21 protein-coding genes are annotated in these 19,172 nt (G+C 65.8%); 10 read left to right on the top strand and 11 right to left on the bottom strand.

Features of this window, described 5'->3' with window-relative positions:
* Nucleotides 1-83: 83 nt before the first annotated feature.
* Both ACQR0Z_RS19740 and ACQR0Z_RS19735 read right to left on the bottom strand, forming a co-directional pair.
* Nucleotides 84-761, bottom strand: a complete 678-nt coding sequence (locus ACQR0Z_RS19740; protein ID WP_434861249.1) for a chromosomal replication initiator DnaA — start codon at nt 759-761, stop codon at nt 84-86.
* Between the two features lie 56 nt (nt 762-817).
* Nucleotides 818-1,372, bottom strand: a complete 555-nt coding sequence (locus ACQR0Z_RS19735) for a CDP-alcohol phosphatidyltransferase family protein (protein ID WP_434861250.1) — start codon at nt 1,370-1,372, stop codon at nt 818-820.
* Nucleotides 1,373-1,527: 155 nt separating this feature from the next.
* Here ACQR0Z_RS19735 and purM point away from each other — a divergent pair, with 155 nt between their 5' ends.
* Both purM and purN read left to right on the top strand, forming a co-directional pair.
* The gene (gene purM / locus ACQR0Z_RS19730; RefSeq protein ID WP_434861251.1) at nt 1,528-2,601 is read left to right on the top strand and encodes a phosphoribosylformylglycinamidine cyclo-ligase; all 1,074 of its coding nucleotides are present in this window, start codon (nt 1,528-1,530) and stop codon (nt 2,599-2,601) included.
* A 14-nt stretch (nt 2,602-2,615) separates the two neighbouring features.
* Nucleotides 2,616-3,269 carry a phosphoribosylglycinamide formyltransferase gene (purN, locus tag ACQR0Z_RS19725; RefSeq protein ID WP_434861252.1) on the top strand — a complete coding sequence of 218 codons (654 nt, stop codon included), beginning with the start codon at nt 2,616-2,618 and terminating at the stop codon, nt 3,267-3,269.
* A gap of 365 nt (nt 3,270-3,634) precedes the next feature.
* Here the strand turns inward: purN and ACQR0Z_RS19720 are convergent, their stop codons facing one another.
* Entirely contained in the window at nt 3,635-3,844 is a 210-nt protein-coding gene (locus ACQR0Z_RS19720) for a cold-shock protein (protein ID WP_434861253.1), read from the bottom strand.
* Nucleotides 3,845-4,200: 356 nt separating this feature from the next.
* Here ACQR0Z_RS19720 and ACQR0Z_RS19715 point away from each other — a divergent pair, with 356 nt between their 5' ends.
* Complete coding sequence (locus ACQR0Z_RS19715) at nt 4,201-5,361, top strand: autotransporter outer membrane beta-barrel domain-containing protein (protein ID WP_434919717.1); 1,161 nt, start codon at nt 4,201-4,203, stop codon at nt 5,359-5,361.
* A gap of 4 nt (nt 5,362-5,365) precedes the next feature.
* Here the strand turns inward: ACQR0Z_RS19715 and ACQR0Z_RS19710 are convergent, their stop codons facing one another.
* A complete protein-coding gene (locus ACQR0Z_RS19710) occupies nt 5,366-6,409 on the bottom strand; it encodes a LysR family transcriptional regulator (RefSeq protein WP_434919716.1) in 1,044 nt (347 codons plus the stop codon).
* 57 nt (nt 6,410-6,466) lie between these two features.
* Here ACQR0Z_RS19710 and ACQR0Z_RS19705 point away from each other — a divergent pair, with 57 nt between their 5' ends.
* The 3 genes from ACQR0Z_RS19705 to ACQR0Z_RS19695 are packed head-to-tail and all read left to right on the top strand — an operon-like array spanning nt 6,467 to nt 8,293.
* Complete coding sequence (locus tag ACQR0Z_RS19705) at nt 6,467-7,105, top strand: hypothetical protein (protein ID WP_434919715.1); 639 nt, start codon at nt 6,467-6,469, stop codon at nt 7,103-7,105.
* The gene (locus ACQR0Z_RS19700) at nt 7,092-7,715 is read left to right on the top strand and encodes a GNAT family N-acetyltransferase (RefSeq protein WP_434861257.1); all 624 of its coding nucleotides are present in this window, start codon (nt 7,092-7,094) and stop codon (nt 7,713-7,715) included. The genes ACQR0Z_RS19705 and ACQR0Z_RS19700 overlap by 14 nt, the downstream gene beginning before the upstream one ends.
* Nucleotides 7,715-8,293, top strand: a complete 579-nt coding sequence (locus tag ACQR0Z_RS19695; protein WP_434861258.1) for an isochorismatase family protein — start codon at nt 7,715-7,717, stop codon at nt 8,291-8,293. The genes ACQR0Z_RS19700 and ACQR0Z_RS19695 overlap by 1 nt, the downstream gene beginning before the upstream one ends.
* Nucleotides 8,294-8,311: 18 nt before the next feature.
* Here the strand turns inward: ACQR0Z_RS19695 and ACQR0Z_RS19690 are convergent, their stop codons facing one another.
* Entirely contained in the window at nt 8,312-8,488 is a 177-nt protein-coding gene (locus ACQR0Z_RS19690; RefSeq protein WP_434861259.1) for a hypothetical protein, read from the bottom strand.
* Nucleotides 8,489-8,529: 41 nt separating this feature from the next.
* Between ACQR0Z_RS19690 and ACQR0Z_RS19685 the strand changes: the two genes are divergently transcribed.
* The gene (locus tag ACQR0Z_RS19685) at nt 8,530-8,697 is read left to right on the top strand and encodes a hypothetical protein (protein ID WP_434861260.1); all 168 of its coding nucleotides are present in this window, start codon (nt 8,530-8,532) and stop codon (nt 8,695-8,697) included.
* A gap of 95 nt (nt 8,698-8,792) precedes the next feature.
* Here ACQR0Z_RS19685 and rnd read toward each other — a convergent pair whose 3' ends face one another.
* Both rnd and ACQR0Z_RS19675 read right to left on the bottom strand, forming a co-directional pair.
* Nucleotides 8,793-9,941 (bottom strand): ribonuclease D, encoded by a 1,149-nt coding sequence (rnd, locus tag ACQR0Z_RS19680; RefSeq protein WP_434861261.1) that lies wholly within the window; start codon nt 9,939-9,941, stop codon nt 8,793-8,795.
* A 398-nt stretch (nt 9,942-10,339) separates the two neighbouring features.
* The gene (locus ACQR0Z_RS19675) at nt 10,340-11,815 is read right to left on the bottom strand and encodes a protein adenylyltransferase SelO (RefSeq protein WP_434919714.1); all 1,476 of its coding nucleotides are present in this window, start codon (nt 11,813-11,815) and stop codon (nt 10,340-10,342) included.
* Nucleotides 11,816-12,067: 252 nt separating this feature from the next.
* Here ACQR0Z_RS19675 and aspS point away from each other — a divergent pair, with 252 nt between their 5' ends.
* Nucleotides 12,068-13,840, top strand: coding sequence for an aspartate--tRNA ligase (aspS, locus tag ACQR0Z_RS19670; protein WP_434919713.1), 1,773 nt, complete (start codon nt 12,068-12,070; stop codon nt 13,838-13,840).
* Nucleotides 13,841-13,969: 129 nt separating this feature from the next.
* Here aspS and ACQR0Z_RS19665 read toward each other — a convergent pair whose 3' ends face one another.
* The gene (locus ACQR0Z_RS19665) at nt 13,970-14,557 is read right to left on the bottom strand and encodes a cytochrome b (protein WP_434861264.1); all 588 of its coding nucleotides are present in this window, start codon (nt 14,555-14,557) and stop codon (nt 13,970-13,972) included.
* Between the two features lie 552 nt (nt 14,558-15,109).
* Between ACQR0Z_RS19665 and ACQR0Z_RS19660 the strand changes: the two genes are divergently transcribed.
* The gene (locus ACQR0Z_RS19660; protein ID WP_434919712.1) at nt 15,110-16,666 is read left to right on the top strand and encodes an ABC transporter substrate-binding protein; all 1,557 of its coding nucleotides are present in this window, start codon (nt 15,110-15,112) and stop codon (nt 16,664-16,666) included.
* A 38-nt stretch (nt 16,667-16,704) separates the two neighbouring features.
* Here the strand turns inward: ACQR0Z_RS19660 and ACQR0Z_RS19655 are convergent, their stop codons facing one another.
* Nucleotides 16,705-17,331 carry a LysE family translocator gene (locus ACQR0Z_RS19655; protein ID WP_434919711.1) on the bottom strand — a complete coding sequence of 209 codons (627 nt, stop codon included), beginning with the start codon at nt 17,329-17,331 and terminating at the stop codon, nt 16,705-16,707.
* Nucleotides 17,332-17,482: 151 nt separating this feature from the next.
* Between ACQR0Z_RS19655 and ACQR0Z_RS19650 the strand changes: the two genes are divergently transcribed.
* Nucleotides 17,483-17,944, top strand: a complete 462-nt coding sequence (locus tag ACQR0Z_RS19650; RefSeq protein WP_434861267.1) for a GNAT family N-acetyltransferase — start codon at nt 17,483-17,485, stop codon at nt 17,942-17,944.
* On the opposite strand, the gene ACQR0Z_RS19645 is transcribed toward ACQR0Z_RS19650, so the two are convergent.
* On the bottom strand, nt 17,941-18,594 hold the full coding sequence (locus tag ACQR0Z_RS19645; RefSeq protein WP_434919710.1) for a TadE/TadG family type IV pilus assembly protein: 654 nt from the start codon (nt 18,592-18,594) through the stop codon (nt 17,941-17,943). The genes ACQR0Z_RS19650 and ACQR0Z_RS19645 overlap by 4 nt on opposite strands.
* A gap of 17 nt (nt 18,595-18,611) precedes the next feature.
* On the bottom strand, nt 18,612-19,163 hold the full coding sequence (locus ACQR0Z_RS19640) for a TadE/TadG family type IV pilus assembly protein (RefSeq protein WP_434919709.1): 552 nt from the start codon (nt 19,161-19,163) through the stop codon (nt 18,612-18,614).
* Nucleotides 19,164-19,172: the final 9 nt, after the last annotated feature.

Here is a 19,172-nt window from a genome sequence, read left to right as displayed (position 1 = left end):
GTAGCGCAAGCCGTATGACAGAGGGATGACGTCGCCGGCACCATTGAGGTTCCGGCGAAGGCCGCCGTCAAGATGGCCGGCGGTCACACGCTGCGGAGCAGCTCGGCCGCCAGGGCACGGGTAACGGGCCGTCCGAGCCGCAGCGACTCATTGTCGAGCATCGCGATGGTCTCGCGCGCAGCCGCATAGGATCGCTCGATGCGGCTCGCCAGGTAGCTCACGACCGTCTCGTCGATCGAAAGCTGCCGGTCGGCCGCGAGCTTGACGATCAGGGCTCGGAACAGCTGGTCGTCGGGCGGCAGCAGGGTGACCACCGGGACGGCGCGCAGCCGCGACCTCAGGTCGGCCAGCGCAATCGGCAGGCTCGCCGGTGCCTCGCGGGCGGTGATCAGCACGAAGGCTTCGTCCTGGCGCGCCAGGTTCAGCAGATGAAACAGGGCCCGTTCATCGAGATCGGCGGCCGTGAGGTCCTCCAGCACCAGCGCGCCGGTGGCGAGCGCCCCGGGGACGGCGCCGGCCTCCAGCGCATGCGCCGACAGCGAGCGGGCGCCGGCCTGCTCGGCCCAGATCGCGGCGAGATGGCTCTTACCGGAGCCGTCGGGGCCGACCAGGAACATCGTCCGGGCCGGCCATTCCGGCCATGCGTCGACCAGAGCGAGCCCGGCCGCGTTGCCGGGACCTTCGAAGAAGTTGTCCCGCGTCAGGCTCTCCTCGTGCGGCAGGGCAAGGGCCAGCTGGCGAGGGGGAATGTGGCTGGCCAAGATCGACGTGCTCCGTAACGTGGCGTGCCCGAGGTCCGCGACAGCTCTTGAGAGGATCAGCGGACTTCAATGGTGCTCATGTGGCGCACCCAGTCGACCAGATACAGCCCGACCGACACGAGCGTAAAGACCGTGACCAGCACCATCAGCACCGCGTCGTAAGGCTTGGGCTCGAAGCCGAAGCTGAGTGAGGCGAGCACGAGCGCGGCAAATCCGACCTGGGCTGCCGTGTTCAGCTTGGAGACCATCAACGGCTTCATCGCGACCGGCCGGTCGAACAGCCAGGAGACGATCACCGCGGCCACGATCATGATGTCGCGCGAGACCACCAGGATGACGATCCAGCGCGGGATGGCGCCCCAGATGCCGAGCGTGACGAAGATCGAAACCAGCAGGGCCTTGTCCGCCAGCGGGTCGAGCAGGGCGCCGAGCTCGGAGCGGAGATTGAATCGCCGCGCCAGGAAGCCGTCGACGGCATCGCTCACGCCGGCCACCACGAACACCAGAAACGCGACCTCCATCTCTCCGGCCGCGATGGCCCAGACCACGATCGGCACCAGCAGGATTCGGCCCAGCGTAATCAGATTGGGGATAGAGTGGGGAATGGTCACGCAGCTGGTCCCGACGACAACTCGATCAAAACTTAACCCACTTCCGTGCGAAGCGAACCGGTCGGTTCCTAGATAGGGTGGGGACGAGCCCCCTGCGAGCCATTGCGCGCAGCCGGATTCCGACGTAACCAGCGGTCAGATTAGGGGTTTTTACCATGACCGAGCGCAAGAACGGGCTCACTTATGCAGATTCGGGCGTCGATATCGATGCCGGAAACCGTCTGGTCGATCTGATCAAGCCCATGGTGCGCGCCACCGCCCGCGCCGGCGCGGATGCCGAGATCGGCGGCTTCGGCGGCCTGTTCGATTTGAAGGCCGCCGGCTTCAAGGATCCGATCCTGGTGGCCGCGACCGACGGCGTCGGCACCAAGGTCAAGATCGCGATCGAGACCGGGCTGCATGGCGGCATCGGGATCGATCTCGTTGCCATGTCGGTCAACGATCTCGTGGTGCAGGGCGCCGAGCCGCTGTTCTTCCTCGACTACTTCGCCTGCGGCAAGCTCGATCCCGAGGCGACCGCCTCGATCGTCGCCGGTATCGCCGAAGGCTGCCGCGAATCCGGCTGCGCGCTGATCGGCGGCGAGACGGCCGAGATGCCGGGCCTCTACAAGGATGGCGACTACGATCTCGGCGGCTTTGCGGTCGGCGCAGCCGAGCGCGGCACCCTGCTGCCGTCGCCGGACATCGCGGCCGGCGACCTGGTGCTCGGCCTGGCCTCCTCGGGCGTGCATTCCAACGGCTACTCGCTGGTGCGCAAGATCGTCGCCCAATCGGGCCTCGGCTTCGACGCGCCGGCGCCGTTCGCCCCGGTGCTCACGCTTGGCGCGGCGCTGCTGACGCCGACCCGGCTCTACGTGAAATCCTGCCTGCGCGCGATCCGCGAGACCGGCGCGGTGAAGGGGCTGGCGCACATCACCGGCGGCGGCTTCACCGACAACATTCCGCGTGTGTTGCCGAAGCATCTCGGCGTCTCGATCGACCTGACGCATCTGCCGGTGCTGCCGGTGTTCAAATGGCTGGCCGGGCAGGGCGGCATCGCCGAGCGCGAGCTCTTGCGCACCTTCAATTGCGGGATCGGCATGATCGTGATCGTCAAGGCCGAGGCCGTCGACGCCGTCACCGAGGTGTTCACCGCCAATGGCGAGCACGTCGCCCGCCTCGGTGAAGTGGTCGCGGCGTCGGGCGAGGAGCGCGTGATCTACACCGGCGCGCTCGATCTGGCTCTGTGAGACGAGCTGCCACGATGAAGCGCCGCGTCGCCATCCTGATCTCCGGTCGCGGTTCGAACATGGCCGCGCTGATCCGCGCTGCGACGCAGCCGGGCTTTCCGGCCGAGATCGCCGTCGTGATCTCGAACCGCGCGGACGCCGCCGGACTGCAGAAGGCCGCAGAGAGCGGCATCGCGGTCGAGGTGATCGAGAGCAAGCCGTTCGGCAAGGACCGCGCCGGCTTCGAGGCCAAGCTGCAGGCGGCGCTGGACGCGCGCGGCATCGAGATCATCTGCCTGGCCGGCTTCATGCGGCTGTTCACGGCCGAGTTCGTGCAGCGCTGGTATGGCAGGATGCTCAACATCCATCCCTCGCTGCTGCCGTCTTTCCCTGGCCTTGATCCGCACGGCCAGGCGCTGCGCGCCGGCGTGAAGCTCTCCGGCGCGACCGTGCATTTCGTGATTCCCGAGACGGACGCCGGCCCAATCGTGATGCAGGGCGCGGTCGTGGTGCGGGACGACGACACCGCCGACACGCTGTCGGAGCGCATCCTCGGCGTCGAGCACCGGATCTATCCGGAAGCGCTGAAGCTGCTGGCGAGAGACCAGGTGCGGCTGGAAGGCGATCTCTGCAAGACCACCGCGACGGAGCAGGCGGACCAGATGATGATCTGGCCGATGGTTTCGTAGTTGGGGCGTTGTTGCCGGGTGAGGGATCTTGTCTGCGGAGAGAGTGCGCTCGCGGAAAGAACCCCTCGCCCGAGTGAGTATGACGCTGCCACCGTCTGGCCCTCTCCCCCCCTGGCGAAGCTTTGCTTCGCCAGGGGGGAGAGGGCATCGCCGGCCGATCTGCGGGCTCGCTTGGGTGAGGGGTTTCTTTCCGCAGGAACAGCCGTGTATCGCCCGCGCTGAGCCTGCGTTCGGACAAAAAAATCCCCGGCAGGGCCGGGGGCGCATCAAGGGCTGACGAAGTCTGGTCATCCGCGTAGTAGCCTTGCGCGGAGTTCGTTAGCTGAGGGCGGCCCACATCACGGCGCGTCCGCCCGCGCACAGGTTCACGACAGCTTCAAATTCTCCGCCGACGTCTTCCCGCGGCTCTCCACCAGGTCATATTCGATCGGCTGGTTCTCGTTGAGCGTGGTCAATCCGGCCCGCTCGACGGCCGAGATATGGACGAACACGTCCTTGTCTCCGCCGGCCGGTTTGATGAAGCCGTATCCCTTGGTCGGGTTGAACCATTTCACGCTGCCTTTGTAGGTCGGCATCGTTGTTTCCTCCGTCTAGACGAAAAAAAGACGCGGCCACGCTCGCGCGTGCCACGCCACAAACGGGCTTCCCGGGATCTGCTTGATTTTCGAAGTCACGAAACGCACAGTCGAACGGCCAATCCGATTGTATCCGAGATTGCAACACGATTTTCCGTCGATATCAAGTTTGCCGGACTGATGAGAACGCGTCGCGGAGTCGCAAGCACTGCTGCGTCGGCGCCTCGCGACGTTGTGGCGCCGGAACCACAGAGTTCCGCACGACCGGGCCGGACCGGAACATCCGGATTGACCATCAGGGAGAACTGCAGGCAAATCCCGACGGTTGATATTTAATCAATTCGGGGCGGGCATCGATGCGCGGCGGATCTCGGGCTGCAGAGACAGGACGCTCGCGCGGGTTCGCACGCGCACTGGCTGGTGTCGCCGCACTCGGGCTGACGCTCGTGCTCTCCGCTGGCGCCGCCGGCGCGGCAAGCCTGCCAAGCCCGTCGGCAAGCCCCACGCCCACGCCAAGCCCGACCCCCGTTCCTGTTCCTGTCCCGAAGGCAAGCGCGCTGAATGCCGATCTCTCGGCGGGCCAGTCGGTGCTCAATCTCGGCTCCAGCTTCTTGGAGCGGCTAGGGGCCGAGGCGACGCATGGCGGCAGCCGGCTCCAGCGCAGCAATCCCGGCGGCGGCGGCGGCGCGTCGGAGGCGGCGGAGCAGCCGCGCTTTCGGACCTGGGGCGAAACCTATGGGGTTTGGGCTCGCAGCCAGCCCCAGGGCGATTTCGTCGGCGACCGCAGGTCGACCTGGGGCGGCGTTGCCGGTATCGGCATGCGCCTCGCGCCCGGCGTGAATGCCGGGATCTCGGTGGACCAGAGCCGCACCTGGGTCGACGTGCCGCTGGCGCTCCAGTCAGCCACCCTCGACCTGACGCAGCTGGGCTTCAATGCCTCCGTGGATCAGGGACCCTGGACCTGGGCCATCGCGGTGGTCCATGGCTCCGGTGGGATCAAGGCGCAGCGCGGCACCAGCCTGGGTGCGACGCGCGCAGCCTACGGCGCCCACATCACCGGCGTCCTGAGCGAACTCGACTACTACTGGAGCTTCGGCGAAAGCCGGGTCGTGCCGAAGCTCGCCTTCGAATATGCGCGCGCAACCACCGCCGCATTCCAGGAAAGCGGCGGCCTCGATCCGCTCATTGTCGGCGGCACGTCGCTCGAGCGCGCGCGCTTTCTCGTTGGCGCGGAAGTCGGCCGCTATTTCATTCTCGATGGCAAGATCCTCGACCTCTCGGCCTACGCCAAGTTCGTCGACAATGTCTGCCAGAACCTCGGCTCCGTCACCGTCAGCCTCGGTCCGCAAAGCATCACGCTCCAAGGGCTGGGCGAGGGCCGCTACGGCGCCGACACCGGAGCGGCGATGTCGCTGTCGCTGAGCAGCACCTCGCGCATCAATGTGAACTACGACGCCAAGCTTCGCTCGGCGCTGCAGTCGCATCAAGGCACGCTCGGCGTCGAGTTCAAGTGGTAGGCTCTCAGACCGGGCTGGGCGCGACGTAGCCGCCGAAGCCGACCACCTCCCGTGCCTGCGCCATCAAGGGGACCAGCTCCAGCGGATGGATGAATTCGTCCCGGAAGCAGGCGTGGACCTTCGGATCGAAAATGCGCTTCAGCCAGTCGATGACGATCTTGTGCCGGTCCGAGTTGCGAAACTCCTTGTGGTAGGTCAGCCACAGATCCATGTGGTAGTTGATGCCGAGGTCCACCGGAACCAGCGGCGCGCCGAGCGCGACCGCGGATGTCGGCAGGAAGCCGATGCCGGCGCCACGCTCGACGGCGTAGAGCACGGCCACGCTCGAATTCGTCGAGATGCCGACGATGCCTTCGAGGGACTCCAAGCCGAGAATGCGGGCGTAGCCGGTCTCATCCAGTTGCACGCCGTGCTGCTTGATGATGCGGTGGTTCCTGAAATCGGCGAGCGTCTTCGGCAGTCCATAGGCGTCGCGATAGGATTCCGACACGAAGCCGTAGATGTGAAGGCGGCCGAGCTTGGCAACGATGACATCGGGATTGGTCGGCGGCTCGAACTGAATCGAGATGTCGGCCTCCAGCCGTGAGACGTCCGCCTGCTGCATCGCGCAGCTCAGATCGACCGTGATCCTGCGATAGGTCCGCTGGAAGTCGATCAGTCGCGGCAGGATCCAGAAATTGCCGGGGCCTTCGGTCACCGCGACGCGCACGGAGCCGCGGGTATCGGTCGAGAGCGAGGCGCGCCGGAAGATGTTGAAGCTCAGCCTTTCCATCTGTTCGACGTCGAACAGCAGCGACCGCCCTTCATCGCTGAGCGACAGGCCGGACTGATCGCGAATGAACAGCTTGCAGCCGAGCTCTTCCTCGAGCCGGTCGATCTTGCGCATCAATGTGGTGGCCGTGAGCCCGAGCACATCGGCGGCATGTCGAAAGCTGCGGTGCCGGGTACAAAGGAGAAATGCTCTTAAATCTTCCCACGATGCATTAAGCGTTTCGTCAGGTTTGCGGCGCTGCGTCAGCGCAGCGCCCCGATGCAAATGTTGCGGCATACACACTCCAGCCCCGACTAGTATGGTGACGTCATCAAAGCCAAGCTGGAAACATAGATGCAGAAGCCGCAGTGCGGAAGCACAGAATACAGCGTCCGACATGACCTCGACGCATTGCCGCAGTCAGATATCGTCACGGCGCACGCAGTCACGCGTGACCGACTGGCTGAGCTCGCCGCGCTCGCGCGGCAGGAAATCCCTGGCGTGCGCGCCACCGAGCACGAGCTCGCCGAATTCCTGCGCTACGACCCGGACTCCATCTTCATGCTTTGCCGCGGTAGGAACCTGCTCGGCGGGATCGCCTTTCTCTATCTGAATTGCGCCGGCCTCGATGCGTTGCTGCTGGATGAGTTCAATTTGATTCAACCGCCGCGCCAATTTCTGGCGCGGCCCGGCGAGCAGGCCGCGGCGATCTACGTGTGGGCGCTGGTCGCGCAGGGCCGGGGCGCCATCGGGCTCGGCAATGTCGCCCGGATGATGCGCGAGCCCAGGTTTCGCGCCGCCGACTACTACGCGCAGCCATCGAGCGCGGAAGGACGCGCGTTTCTCGGCGCGCTTGGCTTCTCGCCGGTTCCTAGCTTTCAACCGGATCTCTGGTGGTACCAGCGGCCTTGGAACCGGATGCCGGAGCTGATCGACCCGGCGATACGGATGAATCAATTTGTGGAAGGGAGTGTTGCGGATGCACGGCATTAGTACAGCCAAGACGGCCAAATCGAATTCACGCGCGATCACGGTGCGCATCGCGCGCGATCCGAACGACCTGATGCTCGTCACTGCAATCCGCTCGGCGGTCTATCTGTCCGAGCAGGACTGCCCGATGGAGGAGGAGTTCGACGGCAACGACCTGGTCGCGGCGCATTTCCTCGGCTTCGTCGGCAATCAGCCGGCCGGCTGCGTGCGCGTGCGCTTCTTTGGCGAATTCGCGAAGGTGGAGCGGCTCGCAGTGCGCCATCAGTACCGGCGCTCACGGCTGTCATTCAAGCTGGTCCGGGAGGCGCTCGACTATTGCCGGCGCAAGGGCTTCAAGAAGGCGTATGGCCACGCGCAGGATCGTCTCGTCGATTTCTGGGCGCATTTCGGCGCCAAGCCGCTCGGGCACAATCGCAAGCTGACCTTCTCGGATTTCTCCTACACCGAGATGGTGCTCGACCTCGAGCCGTGCAACGACGCGATCACCCTCGACAGCGATCCCTACATGATCATCCGGCCCGAGGGCGACTGGGATCGGCCCGGCGTGCTCGATCTCTCCGCAGGCCGGCCGGCATCTTCGCCGCTGCGGGATTTCTCTGCAGCGAGACCCTGATGTCGAACCGGGAGCTGTTCGGCGCGACCGACACGGATCCGCCGGTTCTGGTCTGCGCCGATCTGCAGCGCGAATATCTCGCGCTGGGACGCAAGCACCTGATCGCGGACGGCGACGCCACCATGGCGCGCTGTCGGCAAATGGTCGCGTTCTGGCGCGAGCAATTGTGGCCGGTGATCCATCTCAAGCGGATCGCGCAAGCGGCCTGGTTCAACCCGGCATCCAATCTGACAGAGTGGATCGACGACTTCAGGCCGACGCCCGGCGAGATGGCCTTCGAGCATCCGCTGCCGTCAGCCTACAGCTCGGCGCGCTTCGCCGACTACATGTCGAACATGCGCAACATCCGCTGCGTCATGCTCGGCTTTTCGCTGGACGAGACGATCCTGTCGACGGTGGTCGACGGCTTTCATCGCAGCCAGCGCTATCAGGTGATCAGGGACGCGGTGGCCTGCCGCCAGGCCTGCGTCGGGGACGCCACTTCCTACAAGCTGGTCGTCACCAAGGTGATCGGCAACTTCGCCGGCGTTCTCGACAGCGCCGAATTGGTCGGAGCGGGCGGACGGCTGGCGGTGTGAGCGGCGCCGGCGTGGTGTTCAGCCCTCGGCGAGACGCTCGGCCAGATCGATCACCATGCGGCGGTCCGACGGATCGGTGATCTTGTTGAATGCAACCACGAGGCGCAACGCCTCCATCACGTGCAAATCAACAGGATTTTCGCTCAGCAGCCGCAGCAGCTTCTGTTCTGGCGGCTCGCAATCGTCTTTGCTCACACGGGCAGCTCCAGCACCGACATCACCACCGAGACCGCGACATGACCCGAGAGGAAGAGCTCAAAGAGCTGGCGAGCAGCCTCCAGGCGGCCATCGCGAGGGCGCGCCAGCTCAACCTGCCGACCAGCGCCTACATCCTTTCGTTGGCTCTGGTTGAGGTGTCCCAGACAATCGAGGCGGAGTTGAGGGGGCGGGCCGATTCCGAGTGAAAGTGTGGCAAATTCGCCGCGTATGCGGCGCTCCGCAATCAACTGGGTAAACGCCCGGAGCTGCAACCGGTCGTAGCGGCCAGGTCTGATCGCCGTCAGGCCCGGTCGACGCGGATGACGCGGCCCTTGTCGATCGCCAGCGCGAGCTTGCCGTGCTTCAGCGCCAGCGCCGCCTCACCGAACAGCTCGCGGCGCCAGCCCTGCAGCGCAGCCACATCCGCCTGGTCGTCGGCGGCGATCTGTTCGAGATCGTCGACGGTGGCGATGACCTTGCTGGCGACGGCGTGCCGCTCGGACGTCATGCGGAGCAGCACCTTCAGCAGCTCGACGATGGCGGCGCCATTGGAGTTGTTGCGCGGCTTTTCCAGCTTCGGGAGCGCGGCGAGATCACGCGCCAGCCCGCGCTGCACGGCGGCGACGATATCGGAGCCCCATTTGGAGCGCTCGAAGCCCTTCGGCAGCGAGCGCAGGTTGCCGAGCTTCTCGATCGTGGTCGGCGCATGCGTGGCGATGTCGCCGACGGCATCGTCCTTCATGACGCGGCTGCGCGGCACGTCGCGGCTCTGCGCTTCCTGCTCGCGCCAGGCGGCGACCTCGATCAGCACCGCGAGCTCCTTGGGCTTGCGGACGCGGGTCTTCAGCCGTTCCCAGGCGCGCTCGGGATGGAAGTCGTAGGTCTTCGGCGAGGTCAGGATCTCCATCTCCTCGCTGACCCAGTCGCTGCGGCCGCGCTTCTTGAGGTCGGCATCGAGCGCGGCAAAGACATCGCGCAAATGGGTGACGTCGGCCTCGGCGTAATGCGCCTGCTCCTTGGTCAGGGGGCGGCGCGACCAGTCGGTGAAGCGGTGGGTCTTGTCGGGGCGATGGCCGGTGATGCGCTCGACCAGCTGATCGTAGGCGATGCTGTCGCCGTACCCCAGCACCATCGCGGCGACCTGGGTGTCGAAGATCGGGTGCGGCACGATGCCGGCGCGGTGCCAGATGATCTCGATGTCCTGGCGCGCGGCGTGGAAGACCTTCAGGACCTTCTCATTGGCCATCAGCTCGAAGAACGGCTTGAGATCGATGCCTTCGGCCAGCGCGTCGATCACGAGGGCCTCGTCCGGGCTCGCCATCTGCACGACGCAGAGCAGGGGGTAGTAGGTGGTTTCCCGCAGGAACTCGGTATCGACGGTGATGACCGGGTGTTGGGCGAGACGGGCGCAGGCGGCCGCGAGGTCCGCGGTGGTGGTGATCAAGTCCATGAACGATCCATGACGAGGCTCTTACGCCGTCGTCCGAAAACGCTGACAAGTCAAGGGTGTCGGCAAAGGGTACGAGACGAAATTCATCTCTGCTTGTCGGCCTAATCAGGCCGGAAGGCAAGCGCTGCCGTGTCCGCCGATCGCTCTATGGTTGATGATGGACGGGCCGGCGGGCCGTCAATGATGCCGGACGCGGCCGGAGGGCCTCCGTCCGGAGGGGACCGCGAGCACGATGAGGCACAGGGCGACCATCGCCAGACCCAGGAATTCGAACACCAGCGCGTCCACGTCTCGGACCTCCCCGACTTGTTGCTTCAACTTGTCGGGGCTGCGTTGATCGTTTCTTAAGGACCCAGGCGCGGTCGCCGCGATGGTGGACGTGGAGTTAAGAGCGCGTGTCAGGTGCCGCAGAAGGTCTGCAGCACCCGCTCCTCGGGCTCGGGCGGCTGGGCATAGTCGGCCCGCTCCGGCTGGTCCTCAAAAGGCTTTGCAAGCACCGCATGCAGCTCCTCGAACGGCACGTAGTCGTCGTTCTCCACCGCCGCGCTGATGACGGCCTCGATGCGGTGGTTGCGTGGAATGAACGCCGGATTGACCTTGCGCATGGCGTCGCGCCGCTCGGCCGGGGTCTGCGGTTCCTCGGCGAGGCGCTGCTGCCAGCGCGCCGCCCATTCGTCGAATCCCGCGGGATCCTCGAACAGGGCTCGGACCTCGCTCAGATCGCCGCTGCCGGCGGCATCGCTGAGACGGCGGAAGGTGAGGGTGAAGTCCGCCTTGGCCGCGGCCATCGTGTCGAACAGCGCCTGCGCCAGCGGCTGGTCGCCTTCTTTCTGCGTGAACAGGCCGAGCTTGCGGCGCAGCCCGGCCTGGTGCGCCTCGGTGAACTGTGTGGCAAAGCCGTCGAGCGCGGCCTCGGCCTGCTTGATCGAATGGTCCTTGTCGGCGTCGAACAGCGGCAGCAGGCATTCGGCCAGCCGAGTCAGGTTCCACATCGCAATGCGCGGCTGGTTGGCAAAGGCGTAGCGGCCGAACTCGTCGATGGAGGAGAACACCTGCTTCGGATCATAGGCGTCCATGAAGGCGCACGGGCCGTAGTCGATGGTCTCGCCGGAGACCGACGTGTTGTCGGTGTTCATCACGCCATGGATGAAGCCGACCAGCAGCCAATCGGCGATCAGTCTGGCCTGGCGCGAGATCACGGCATCCAGCAGGGCGTGATAGGGCCGCTCAGAGCCGGCGAGATCCGGATAGTGCCGGCTGATGACGTGATCGGCGAGCCTGCGGACTGCCTCGGTGTCCTGGCGGGCGGCGAAATACTGGAACGTGCCGACCCGGATATGGCTGGTCGCGACCCGCGTCAGCACGGCGCCGGGCAGGGCGGTGCCGCGATAGACCTGCTCGCCGGTGACGACAGCGGCCAGCGAACGGGTGGTCGGGATGCCCAAGGCCGCCATCGCCTCGCTGACGATGTACTCGCGCAGCACGGGCCCCAGCGCCGCCCGGCCGTCGCCGCGGCGCGAGAACGGGGTCGGGCCGGAGCCCTTGAGCTGGATGTCCCGGCGGACGCCGTTGCGGTCGACGACCTCGCCGAGCAGCACCGCCCGGCCGTCGCCGAGCTGCGGCACGAAATGCCCGAACTGGTGCCCGGCATAGGCCATCGCGATCGGCTCGGCACCCTCGGGCACGGTCTTGCCGGCGAGGATCTCGGCGCCCTCGGGCGTCTCCAGCTCGGCCGGGTTCAGCCCGAGCTCCTCGGCCAGCGGCAGGTTCAGCTTGATCAGCCGCGGCGCGGCGACCGGGGTCGGGGCCACCCGGGCAAAGAAATTGTCCGGCAGCGCGGCATAGGAGTTCTGGAAGGGGAAATGCACGGTCATGGCTCCAAGATAGGCGCAAGGCGGCCGCTTTTCGAGCCCAAACGGCCGTCAGATGAGCGCTTCGGCGCCAGCCCAATTCGGCGGCAGCAGGGGAGGTTGCAATGAGAGCCCGGGTGGCCGGCCTCCGGGGCGGAAAAGCCGTTCCTGCGGTTGCCGCGCCGGGGCGGCTCGGCTAAACCCAGCGCGCATTCGGCCTGCGCCTTCAAGGCTGCGCCGATTCCCTTTTCCTCACGCCGACCATTCAGGACGACCATGCATCGCTACCGGACCCATACCTGCGGCGCGCTCCGCGACAGCAACATCGGAGAGACGGTCCGGCTGTCCGGCTGGTGCCATCGCATCCGCGACCATGGCGGCGTGCTGTTCGTCGATCTGCGCGACCATTACGGCATCACCCAATGCGTGGTCGATCCCGACTCCAAGGCGTTCGGCCTGGCCGAGAAGCTGCGCTCGGAGTGGGTCGTGCGCATGGAAGGCAAGGTCCGCCGCCGTCCCGAGGGCACCGACAATGCCGAGCTGCCGACCGGCCAGGTCGAGCTGTACGTCGCCGACATCGAGGTGCTCGGCCCCGCGGCCGAGCTTCCGCTGCCGGTGTTCGGCGAGCAGGACTACCCCGAGGACATCCGGCTGAAGTACCGCTTCCTCGACCTGCGCCGCGACAAGCTGCACCAGAACATCATGACCCGCGGTGCGATCATCGATTCGATGCGCCGGCGGATGAAGGAGCAGGGCTTCTTTGAATTCCAGACGCCGATCCTGACCGCGTCCTCGCCGGAGGGCGCGCGCGACTTCCTGGTGCCGTCGCGCATCCATCCCGGCAAGTTCTACGCGCTGCCGCAGGCGCCGCAGCAGTACAAGCAGCTCTTGATGATGTCGGGCTTCGACCGCTACTTCCAGATCGCGCCGTGCTTCCGCGACGAGGATCCGCGCGCCGACCGCCTGCCCGGCGAGTTCTATCAGCTCGACGTCGAGATGAGCTTCGTCGAGCAGGAGGACGTGTTCGCGGCGCTGGAGCCGGTCATCACCGGCGTGTTCGAGGAGTTCGCCAAGGGCAAGCCGGTCACCAAGGGCTGGCCGCGCATCCCGTTCGCCGAAGCGCTGCGCAAATACGGCACCGACAAGCCCGATTTGCGTAACCCCATCGAGATGCAGGACGTCTCCGAGCACTTCCGCGGCTCCGGCTTCAAGGTGTTCGCGCGCATGCTCGAGGACCCGAAGAACCAGGTCTGCGCTATTCCCGCGCCGGGTGGCGGCAGCCGCGCGTTCTGCGACCGCATGAACTCGTGGGCGCAGGGCGAAGGCCAGCCCGGCCTCGGCTACATCATGTGGCGCGAGGGCGGCGAGGGCGCAGGCCCGCTCGCCAACAACATCGGCCCGGAGCGCACCGCGGCGATCAGGAGCCAGCTCGGCACCAAGGAGGGCGACGCCGCCTTCTTCGTCGCCGGCGATCCCGACAAGTTCTGGAAGTTCGCAGGTCTCGCCCGCACCAAGGTCGGCGAGGAATTGAACCTGATCGACAAGGACCGCTTCGCGCTGGCCTGGATCGTCGACTTCCCGATGTACGAGTACAACGAGGACGACAAGAAGGTCGACTTCTCGCACAACCCGTTCTCGATGCCGCAGGGCGGCCTGGAAGCGCTGACGACCAAGGACCCGCTGACCATCAAGGCGTTCCAGTACGACATCGCCTGCAACGGCTACGAGATCGCCTCCGGCGGCATCCGCAACCACAAGCCGGAAGCGATGGTGAAGGCGTTCGAGATCGCGGGCTATGGCGAGCAGGAGGTGGTCGACCGCTTCGGCGGCATGTACCGCGCCTTCCAGTACGGCGCGCCGCCGCATGGCGGCATGGCCGCCGGCGTCGACCGCATCGTGATGCTGCTGTGTGGCACCACGAATTTGCGCGAGATCTCGCTGTTCCCGATGAACCAGCAGGCCATGGACCTGCTGATGGGCGCGCCGTCGGAAGCCTCGACCAAGCAGCTCCGCGAGCTGCACATCAAGCCCAATTTGCCGGCCAAGTAGGTCGGCAGAGCACGATCGACGCTTTACCAGGCGTCATTGCGAGCGAAGCAATCCAGAGTCCTCGCGACGCCCTGGATTGCTTCGTCGCCTTCGGCTCCTCGCAATGACGGTCGGATTCGGGCGACATCATCACGCCGCCGGCCGCCCCGGCAGCATCCGCGTCAGCACGCCGTCGCGGCGGACGATGTGGTGAACCAGCGCGGCGGCGACGTGCAGGGCCACCACGACCCAGGCGATCCATTTGCCGATGAAATGGTGGATCGCGTCGACCGGCGGCTCGAACGCCTCCCACGACACGCCCCAGCGCGTCTCGATCCAGCCGAACAACGCGGTCTCGCGGAAGCTCGGCACCGCGAAGGCTCCGAAATCGGTCGGCGCATCGGTGCCGATATAGCCGGTCAGCGGCATCACGATCAGCAGCGCGTAGAGGCCCCAATGCGCTGCCTGCGCAAGCCACGCCTCGGCGGGAGATGAATGCGGCGCCTCCGGCTGCACATTGGCGAGCCGCCACAGCAGCCGCGGGACCACGGACAGCCCGACGAAGATGCCAAGCACCCAATGGACATTCAGCACCGGCAGCACCTCCGGCGCGGTGTCATCCATGAACCAGATGACGTAGTACACGACGATGTAGGCGGCGATGAACGCCGCCGCGCTGGTCCAATGGAAGAACTTGGCGACGCCGCCGAACTCCAGTCTGGTATTCTTCCACGGCACGGCGGATCCCCTCTGCACTCACACGAGATAGGCTGCTGCTAGCGTCAAAACGGGCGCCGATCCAGCCGCCTGCGAGGGCCTCGACGGCTGCTGCATTCAATTAAAACTCACCCGATTGTCATCACGGCTTGTGGTGCGGCACGTCGTCGCCAACAGGCGCAAGGTGAGCCCGCCTTCAAGGCCGGCGCGCGCATTTGATCGTCCTGCGTTAGCGGCGGTTAACACTGCAAGCAACTTCCCGCCCTCACGTCTGAACGCCTCCGTGCCGCGAGAGGGCCTCGCTTCCGGTCGCGCGCGAACCGCGAGCCGCCTGTCATGCGATGTCGCAAGCCGTTGTTTCCTGGCGATAATCGATCACGGCGGCTGTTAGTTCGCGACGATGCAGGGCCACCAATGTCAGCGATCGCGCGACAGCCATCGCCGCGGCGTTCCTAGGCCGACGCTCAGTGTGATGGAGCTTGCGGTGTCCTGCAACCTATCCTTAATACGATTGCTGTCTCACTCATGTAGTCGAACAACGCCAACCAAACAAAAGAAGACGGGTAGTCAGATATGACCGTTCGCTGGTGCGTGCTCCTTCTCGGAACCTGCTTGTTAGTGCCGACCGCCTCCGCTGCTCCCATCTCTCCCGATACGGTTCGTGATCTCGCCTCGCGCGTCGGCCCGGTGGTCGGCCAGGCCGCGACCTGCCGCGAGATCGCGCAGGGGCGCGTCCAGACCATCATCGATCAGTTCGGCGAGGTGATCCGCCAGGCCGCCACGAACAGCAGCGATCGCGACGGGCTGATCCGCAGCTTCAACAGCTACATCGCCGAAGGCCGCGGCCGCGTCGCGTCCTCGCAAGTCAATTGCCAGACCGCCGAGCGCCAATTGTCGGATCTGGAGCGCTCGCTCGGCCAGCAGCAGTCGGCGGCACCCAGCCTGTCGTTCACGCTGGCACCGTCCGCGGCGGCGGCGTCGACGCAGCCCACCGCCAATCTGCCGCCGCCGCTGCCGCGCGGCGTCAGCGACACCGAGATCCGCTTCGGCACGGTCATTCCGTTCTCGGGCGTCCGCAAGGAGTCCGCGCGCCAGATGAAGGTCGGCATCGAGACCGCGTTCAACCGCGCCAACGACGCCGGCGGCATCAACGGCCGCAAGCTGCGGCTGATCGCGGCCGACGACGCCTACGACCCCTCGAAGACGATCGGCGCGATGACGCACCTTTATGAAAAGGAGCAGGTGTTCGGCTTCATCGGCAACATGGGCACCGCCAACAATGCGCTGGCAATCCCGTACGCGCTCGAGCGTCGTGCGCTGTTCTTCGCGCCCTATAGCGGCTCGGCCATCGTGCGCCGCGATCCGCCCGACCGCTACGTCTTCAATTACCGTGCGAGCTACGCCGAGGAGACGGCGGCGATCGTCCATTACTTGATGAAGGTCAAGCGCATCCCGGCCAAGCAGATCGCGGTGTTCGCGCAGAACGACGGCTACGGCGACGACGGCGCCAATGGTGTCGCCAAGGCGTTCCGCGCGCAAGGCATCACCGATCCGATCATCCGCTACGGCTTTCCGCGTGGCACGCTGGAGGTCGACGAGGCCGTCAACCAATTGAAGGCGCAGACCAAGCCGGCGATCAAGGCGGTCATCATGATCGCGACCGACCGCGCGGCGGCGAAGTTCATCGAGAAGACCCACGACGCCGTGCCCGGGCTGATCTACGCCAACATCTCCGCCGTCGGATCGTCGTCGCTCGCCGCCGAGCTGAAGCTGCTCGGCCCGAAATACACCAAGAACGTGATCGTCACCCAGGGTGTCCCGTCGGTCGCCGGCTATTCGAGCCTGGTGCTCGACTACAAGACGGCGCTGGAGAAGTACTTCCCGGGCGAAGCGCCGGACTATACCTCGCTCGAGGGCTTCATCTCGGCGAACATCCTGATCCAGGCGCTCAAGCAGACGACGCCGCTCGATACCGAGCGTCTCGTCGATACGCTGGAATCGATGCAGAACATCGATCTCGGCCTCGGCAGCAAGCTGTCGTTCGGCCGCGCCGAGCACCAGGCCTCGCACAAGATCTGGGGCACCGCGCTCGACGAGACCGGCACCTACCAGGCGATCGAGCTGGAGTAGGGCGGGCGGGGCAACCGCGCCCATGCCCGACCGCCAGCTCAGCTCGTGCGGCGCGCCAAGAGCAGCGCGCCGCCGAGCCCGCACATGACCGCCCCGGACATCTGACGCATCCGCGTCACGAGGCTCGGCCGCCGAACGAGCCCATGGCGCGCCTTGGCCGCCCAGACGGTGACAACGAGGTCGACAGCGGTGTTCAGAGCGACCGAAATCAAGCCCAGCACGATGAACTGCGTGGCGACGGTGCGGGTGGGCTCGACGAATTGCGGGATGAAGGCGAGGAAGAACGCCGCCGTCTTCGGGTTCAGCGCCTCGACGATGACGCCCTCGCGAAAGGCGCGCTGGCTGCCCGTGGTCGACACCTCCGCCGGAGCGGCGATCTCTGCTTCGCGCCAGGTCTTGATGCCAAGCCAGATCAGGTAGATCGCGCCGGCGATCTTCAGCGCGGTGAAGGCCTCGGCGCTGGCCATCACCAGCGCCGACAGTCCGACCGCGCCGGCCATCACGTGCACGAGACCGCCAAGGCCAAGACCCACGCTGGACGCCAGACCTTCGCGGCGTCCACCGGCCAGTGTCCGTGCGACGATGTAGAAGATGCCCGGACCAGGCGTCAGCGCGACGACCAGGGCAGCGGACAGGAACAGGAGAGACGTGTGCAGGTCGGGCATGACGTGATCTTCTCCGGCAAGTCCGCGACCTCTAGAGCAATTCTTCCGCCGTTGCAAAATAGGATGAGGCCGTCCGCGTCGCGATGGCTGGCAGGCGCGCCGGTCGGCATGATAGGAGCAGCGCCGACGAATGTGCTGAAGAGTCGATCGCATGTTGACGATCTCACCGGAAGATCCGGCGTCCGCCGACGCCGCGGCCCTGATCGCGGACCTGTCCGCGGCGCTCGCGCGCATCACCGGTGACAGTGGCCGGTCGTCATTCGATCCGGATGACGTCCGGGGGCCAAGAGCCTGCTTCGTGATCGCGCGTGACGGATCCGGGCAGGCCGTCGGTTGCGGTGCGCTCCGTCCGATCGATGCCGGGATCGCCGAGGTCAAGCGCATGTATGCGCGTCCAGGCACGCGCGGCGTGGGGGCTGCGATCCTCAGCCATCTCGAAACGGCCGCCGCCGGGTTCGGCTATGACGCGATCTGGCTGGAGACGCGGCACGTCAATGCGCGCGCCGTGAGCTTCTACGAGCGTCACGGCTATGGCCGCATTCCCAACTATGGCCGGTATGTCGGCCGACCCGAGGCTGTGTGCTTCGAGAAGCGGCTGTGGCGTCCAGCCTAGCAGCTCTTCTGTCGCAGATGCTGAACGCAGGTGCAACTCGCCGAGGCCGGGTATTTGACGTCGTAATAGGGGAAGCTCGACGTCGACGGACTGTTGGTCGAGCAGCGCGGAAACAGATAGTAGCTGTCGGAAATCGTCACCGGGCCGGTGACGCCCGATCCGAGATTGGGCTTATAGGAATAGGACACCTCGCCCAGAATGAGCGAAATGTTGGCGTTGATCGGGCTCGTATTGGTGAATGCCGATAAGGTCATTTTCTGACCCACGGCCCTTGCGGCGCCGGATTTGGTCGATGTGCTCCATTGCACGGTCGCGTTGCCGTTGGCGTCGGTCGAGACTTCGGAGACCGTCACCGTCATCAGCGAGTTGCCTCCGGCCTCGCTGACCGGATAGGGCGCCATGATCGATGTCGAGGCCAGCAGGATGTTCTGCATCTGCGCCGCGGTGATCTGGGTGTTCTGCGCCACCATGTCGGCGACGCTGTGCGATGTCTCGCTGACCTTCACACCGATGGCGAGGCCATTGCCGAGCTCGACACCACCCAGCAGCAGTGTCAGCATGAAGGGCAGCACGATGGCGAACTCGGTGGCCGCCACCGCATCGTCATCGGCGTACAGCGTGCGCGCACGGCAGGTCAGATGGGCGAGCATGTTCGTTCCTCTCACGACTACGGCTCATTCTGGAAGGCGGCGGTCGCCATGATCAGGCGGTTGCCGCTCGACAGGTTGGACAGATTGAATCCCAGTGGGCCCAGCATGACCGGCCAGACATACATGACCCTGAGAACGACGATGTCACCGGGCCCGCCTGGACTGAATTTCCAGGTGTTCGTGACCTGGCCCTGGCTGTTGTAGGTCAGCGACGGCATGCCCGTATTGGCCGACGACCAGGCATTGGCCACCTGCAGGTCGACCATCAGGCCACTGCAGTTGAAGAAGATGCGGATCTTCTTGCAAACCTCCTGCTTGAAGGCATCCTGGCTCAGACCTTGGAGCTGCACCTGCTGGGTCATCACCAGGCGCGCCGATTGCTGCACGACCGCTTCGAGCAACTGCTGGGCGAAGAAGACGAGGAAGGTCTGGATCAGCGCGACGACGAGGGCGAGGAAGGGCGCCGCCACAAGCCCGAACTCGACCGCCGTTGCGCCTCTATTGTCCTTGACGAAGGCGGTGCAACTGACGTCGTGGGCTGTCTGCAATTCTGCTGCGGGCGGTGTCATGACGTGACC

This window comes from Bradyrhizobium sp. HKCCYLS3077, from assembly GCF_051167555.1.
Classification (GTDB): domain Bacteria; phylum Pseudomonadota; class Alphaproteobacteria; order Rhizobiales; family Xanthobacteraceae; genus Bradyrhizobium.
The sequence above is the reverse complement of the archived record's forward strand: the minus strand, read 5'-3'. Positions and strand labels throughout refer to the sequence as shown.

What these genes read in the sequence shown, in the direction of transcription:
- purM (WP_434861251.1), top strand. Translation starts at nt 1,528, where the DNA reads ATGACCGAGCGCAAGAACGGGCTCACTTATGCAGATTCGGGCGTCGAT.
- purN (WP_434861252.1), top strand. Translation starts at nt 2,616, where the DNA reads ATGAAGCGCCGCGTCGCCATCCTGATCTCCGGTCGCGGTTCGAACATG.
- ACQR0Z_RS19720 (WP_434861253.1), bottom strand. Translation starts at nt 3,844, where the DNA reads ATGCCGACCTACAAAGGCAGCGTGAAATGGTTCAACCCGACCAAGGGA.
- ACQR0Z_RS19715 (WP_434919717.1), top strand. Translation starts at nt 4,201, where the DNA reads ATGCGCGGCGGATCTCGGGCTGCAGAGACAGGACGCTCGCGCGGGTTC.
- ACQR0Z_RS19710 (WP_434919716.1), bottom strand. Translation starts at nt 6,409, where the DNA reads ATGCCGCAACATTTGCATCGGGGCGCTGCGCTGACGCAGCGCCGCAAA.
- ACQR0Z_RS19705 (WP_434919715.1), top strand. Translation starts at nt 6,467, where the DNA reads ATGCAGAAGCCGCAGTGCGGAAGCACAGAATACAGCGTCCGACATGAC.
- ACQR0Z_RS19700 (WP_434861257.1), top strand. Translation starts at nt 7,092, where the DNA reads ATGCACGGCATTAGTACAGCCAAGACGGCCAAATCGAATTCACGCGCG.
- ACQR0Z_RS19695 (WP_434861258.1), top strand. Translation starts at nt 7,715, where the DNA reads ATGTCGAACCGGGAGCTGTTCGGCGCGACCGACACGGATCCGCCGGTT.
- ACQR0Z_RS19685 (WP_434861260.1), top strand. Translation starts at nt 8,530, where the DNA reads ATGACCCGAGAGGAAGAGCTCAAAGAGCTGGCGAGCAGCCTCCAGGCG.
- rnd (WP_434861261.1), bottom strand. Translation starts at nt 9,941, where the DNA reads ATGGACTTGATCACCACCACCGCGGACCTCGCGGCCGCCTGCGCCCGT.
- ACQR0Z_RS19675 (WP_434919714.1), bottom strand. Translation starts at nt 11,815, where the DNA reads ATGACCGTGCATTTCCCCTTCCAGAACTCCTATGCCGCGCTGCCGGAC.
- aspS (WP_434919713.1), top strand. Translation starts at nt 12,068, where the DNA reads ATGCATCGCTACCGGACCCATACCTGCGGCGCGCTCCGCGACAGCAAC.
- ACQR0Z_RS19660 (WP_434919712.1), top strand. Translation starts at nt 15,110, where the DNA reads ATGACCGTTCGCTGGTGCGTGCTCCTTCTCGGAACCTGCTTGTTAGTG.
- ACQR0Z_RS19655 (WP_434919711.1), bottom strand. Translation starts at nt 17,331, where the DNA reads ATGCCCGACCTGCACACGTCTCTCCTGTTCCTGTCCGCTGCCCTGGTC.
- ACQR0Z_RS19650 (WP_434861267.1), top strand. Translation starts at nt 17,483, where the DNA reads ATGTTGACGATCTCACCGGAAGATCCGGCGTCCGCCGACGCCGCGGCC.
- ACQR0Z_RS19645 (WP_434919710.1), bottom strand. Translation starts at nt 18,594, where the DNA reads ATGCTCGCCCATCTGACCTGCCGTGCGCGCACGCTGTACGCCGATGAC.
- ACQR0Z_RS19640 (WP_434919709.1), bottom strand. Translation starts at nt 19,163, where the DNA reads ATGACACCGCCCGCAGCAGAATTGCAGACAGCCCACGACGTCAGTTGC.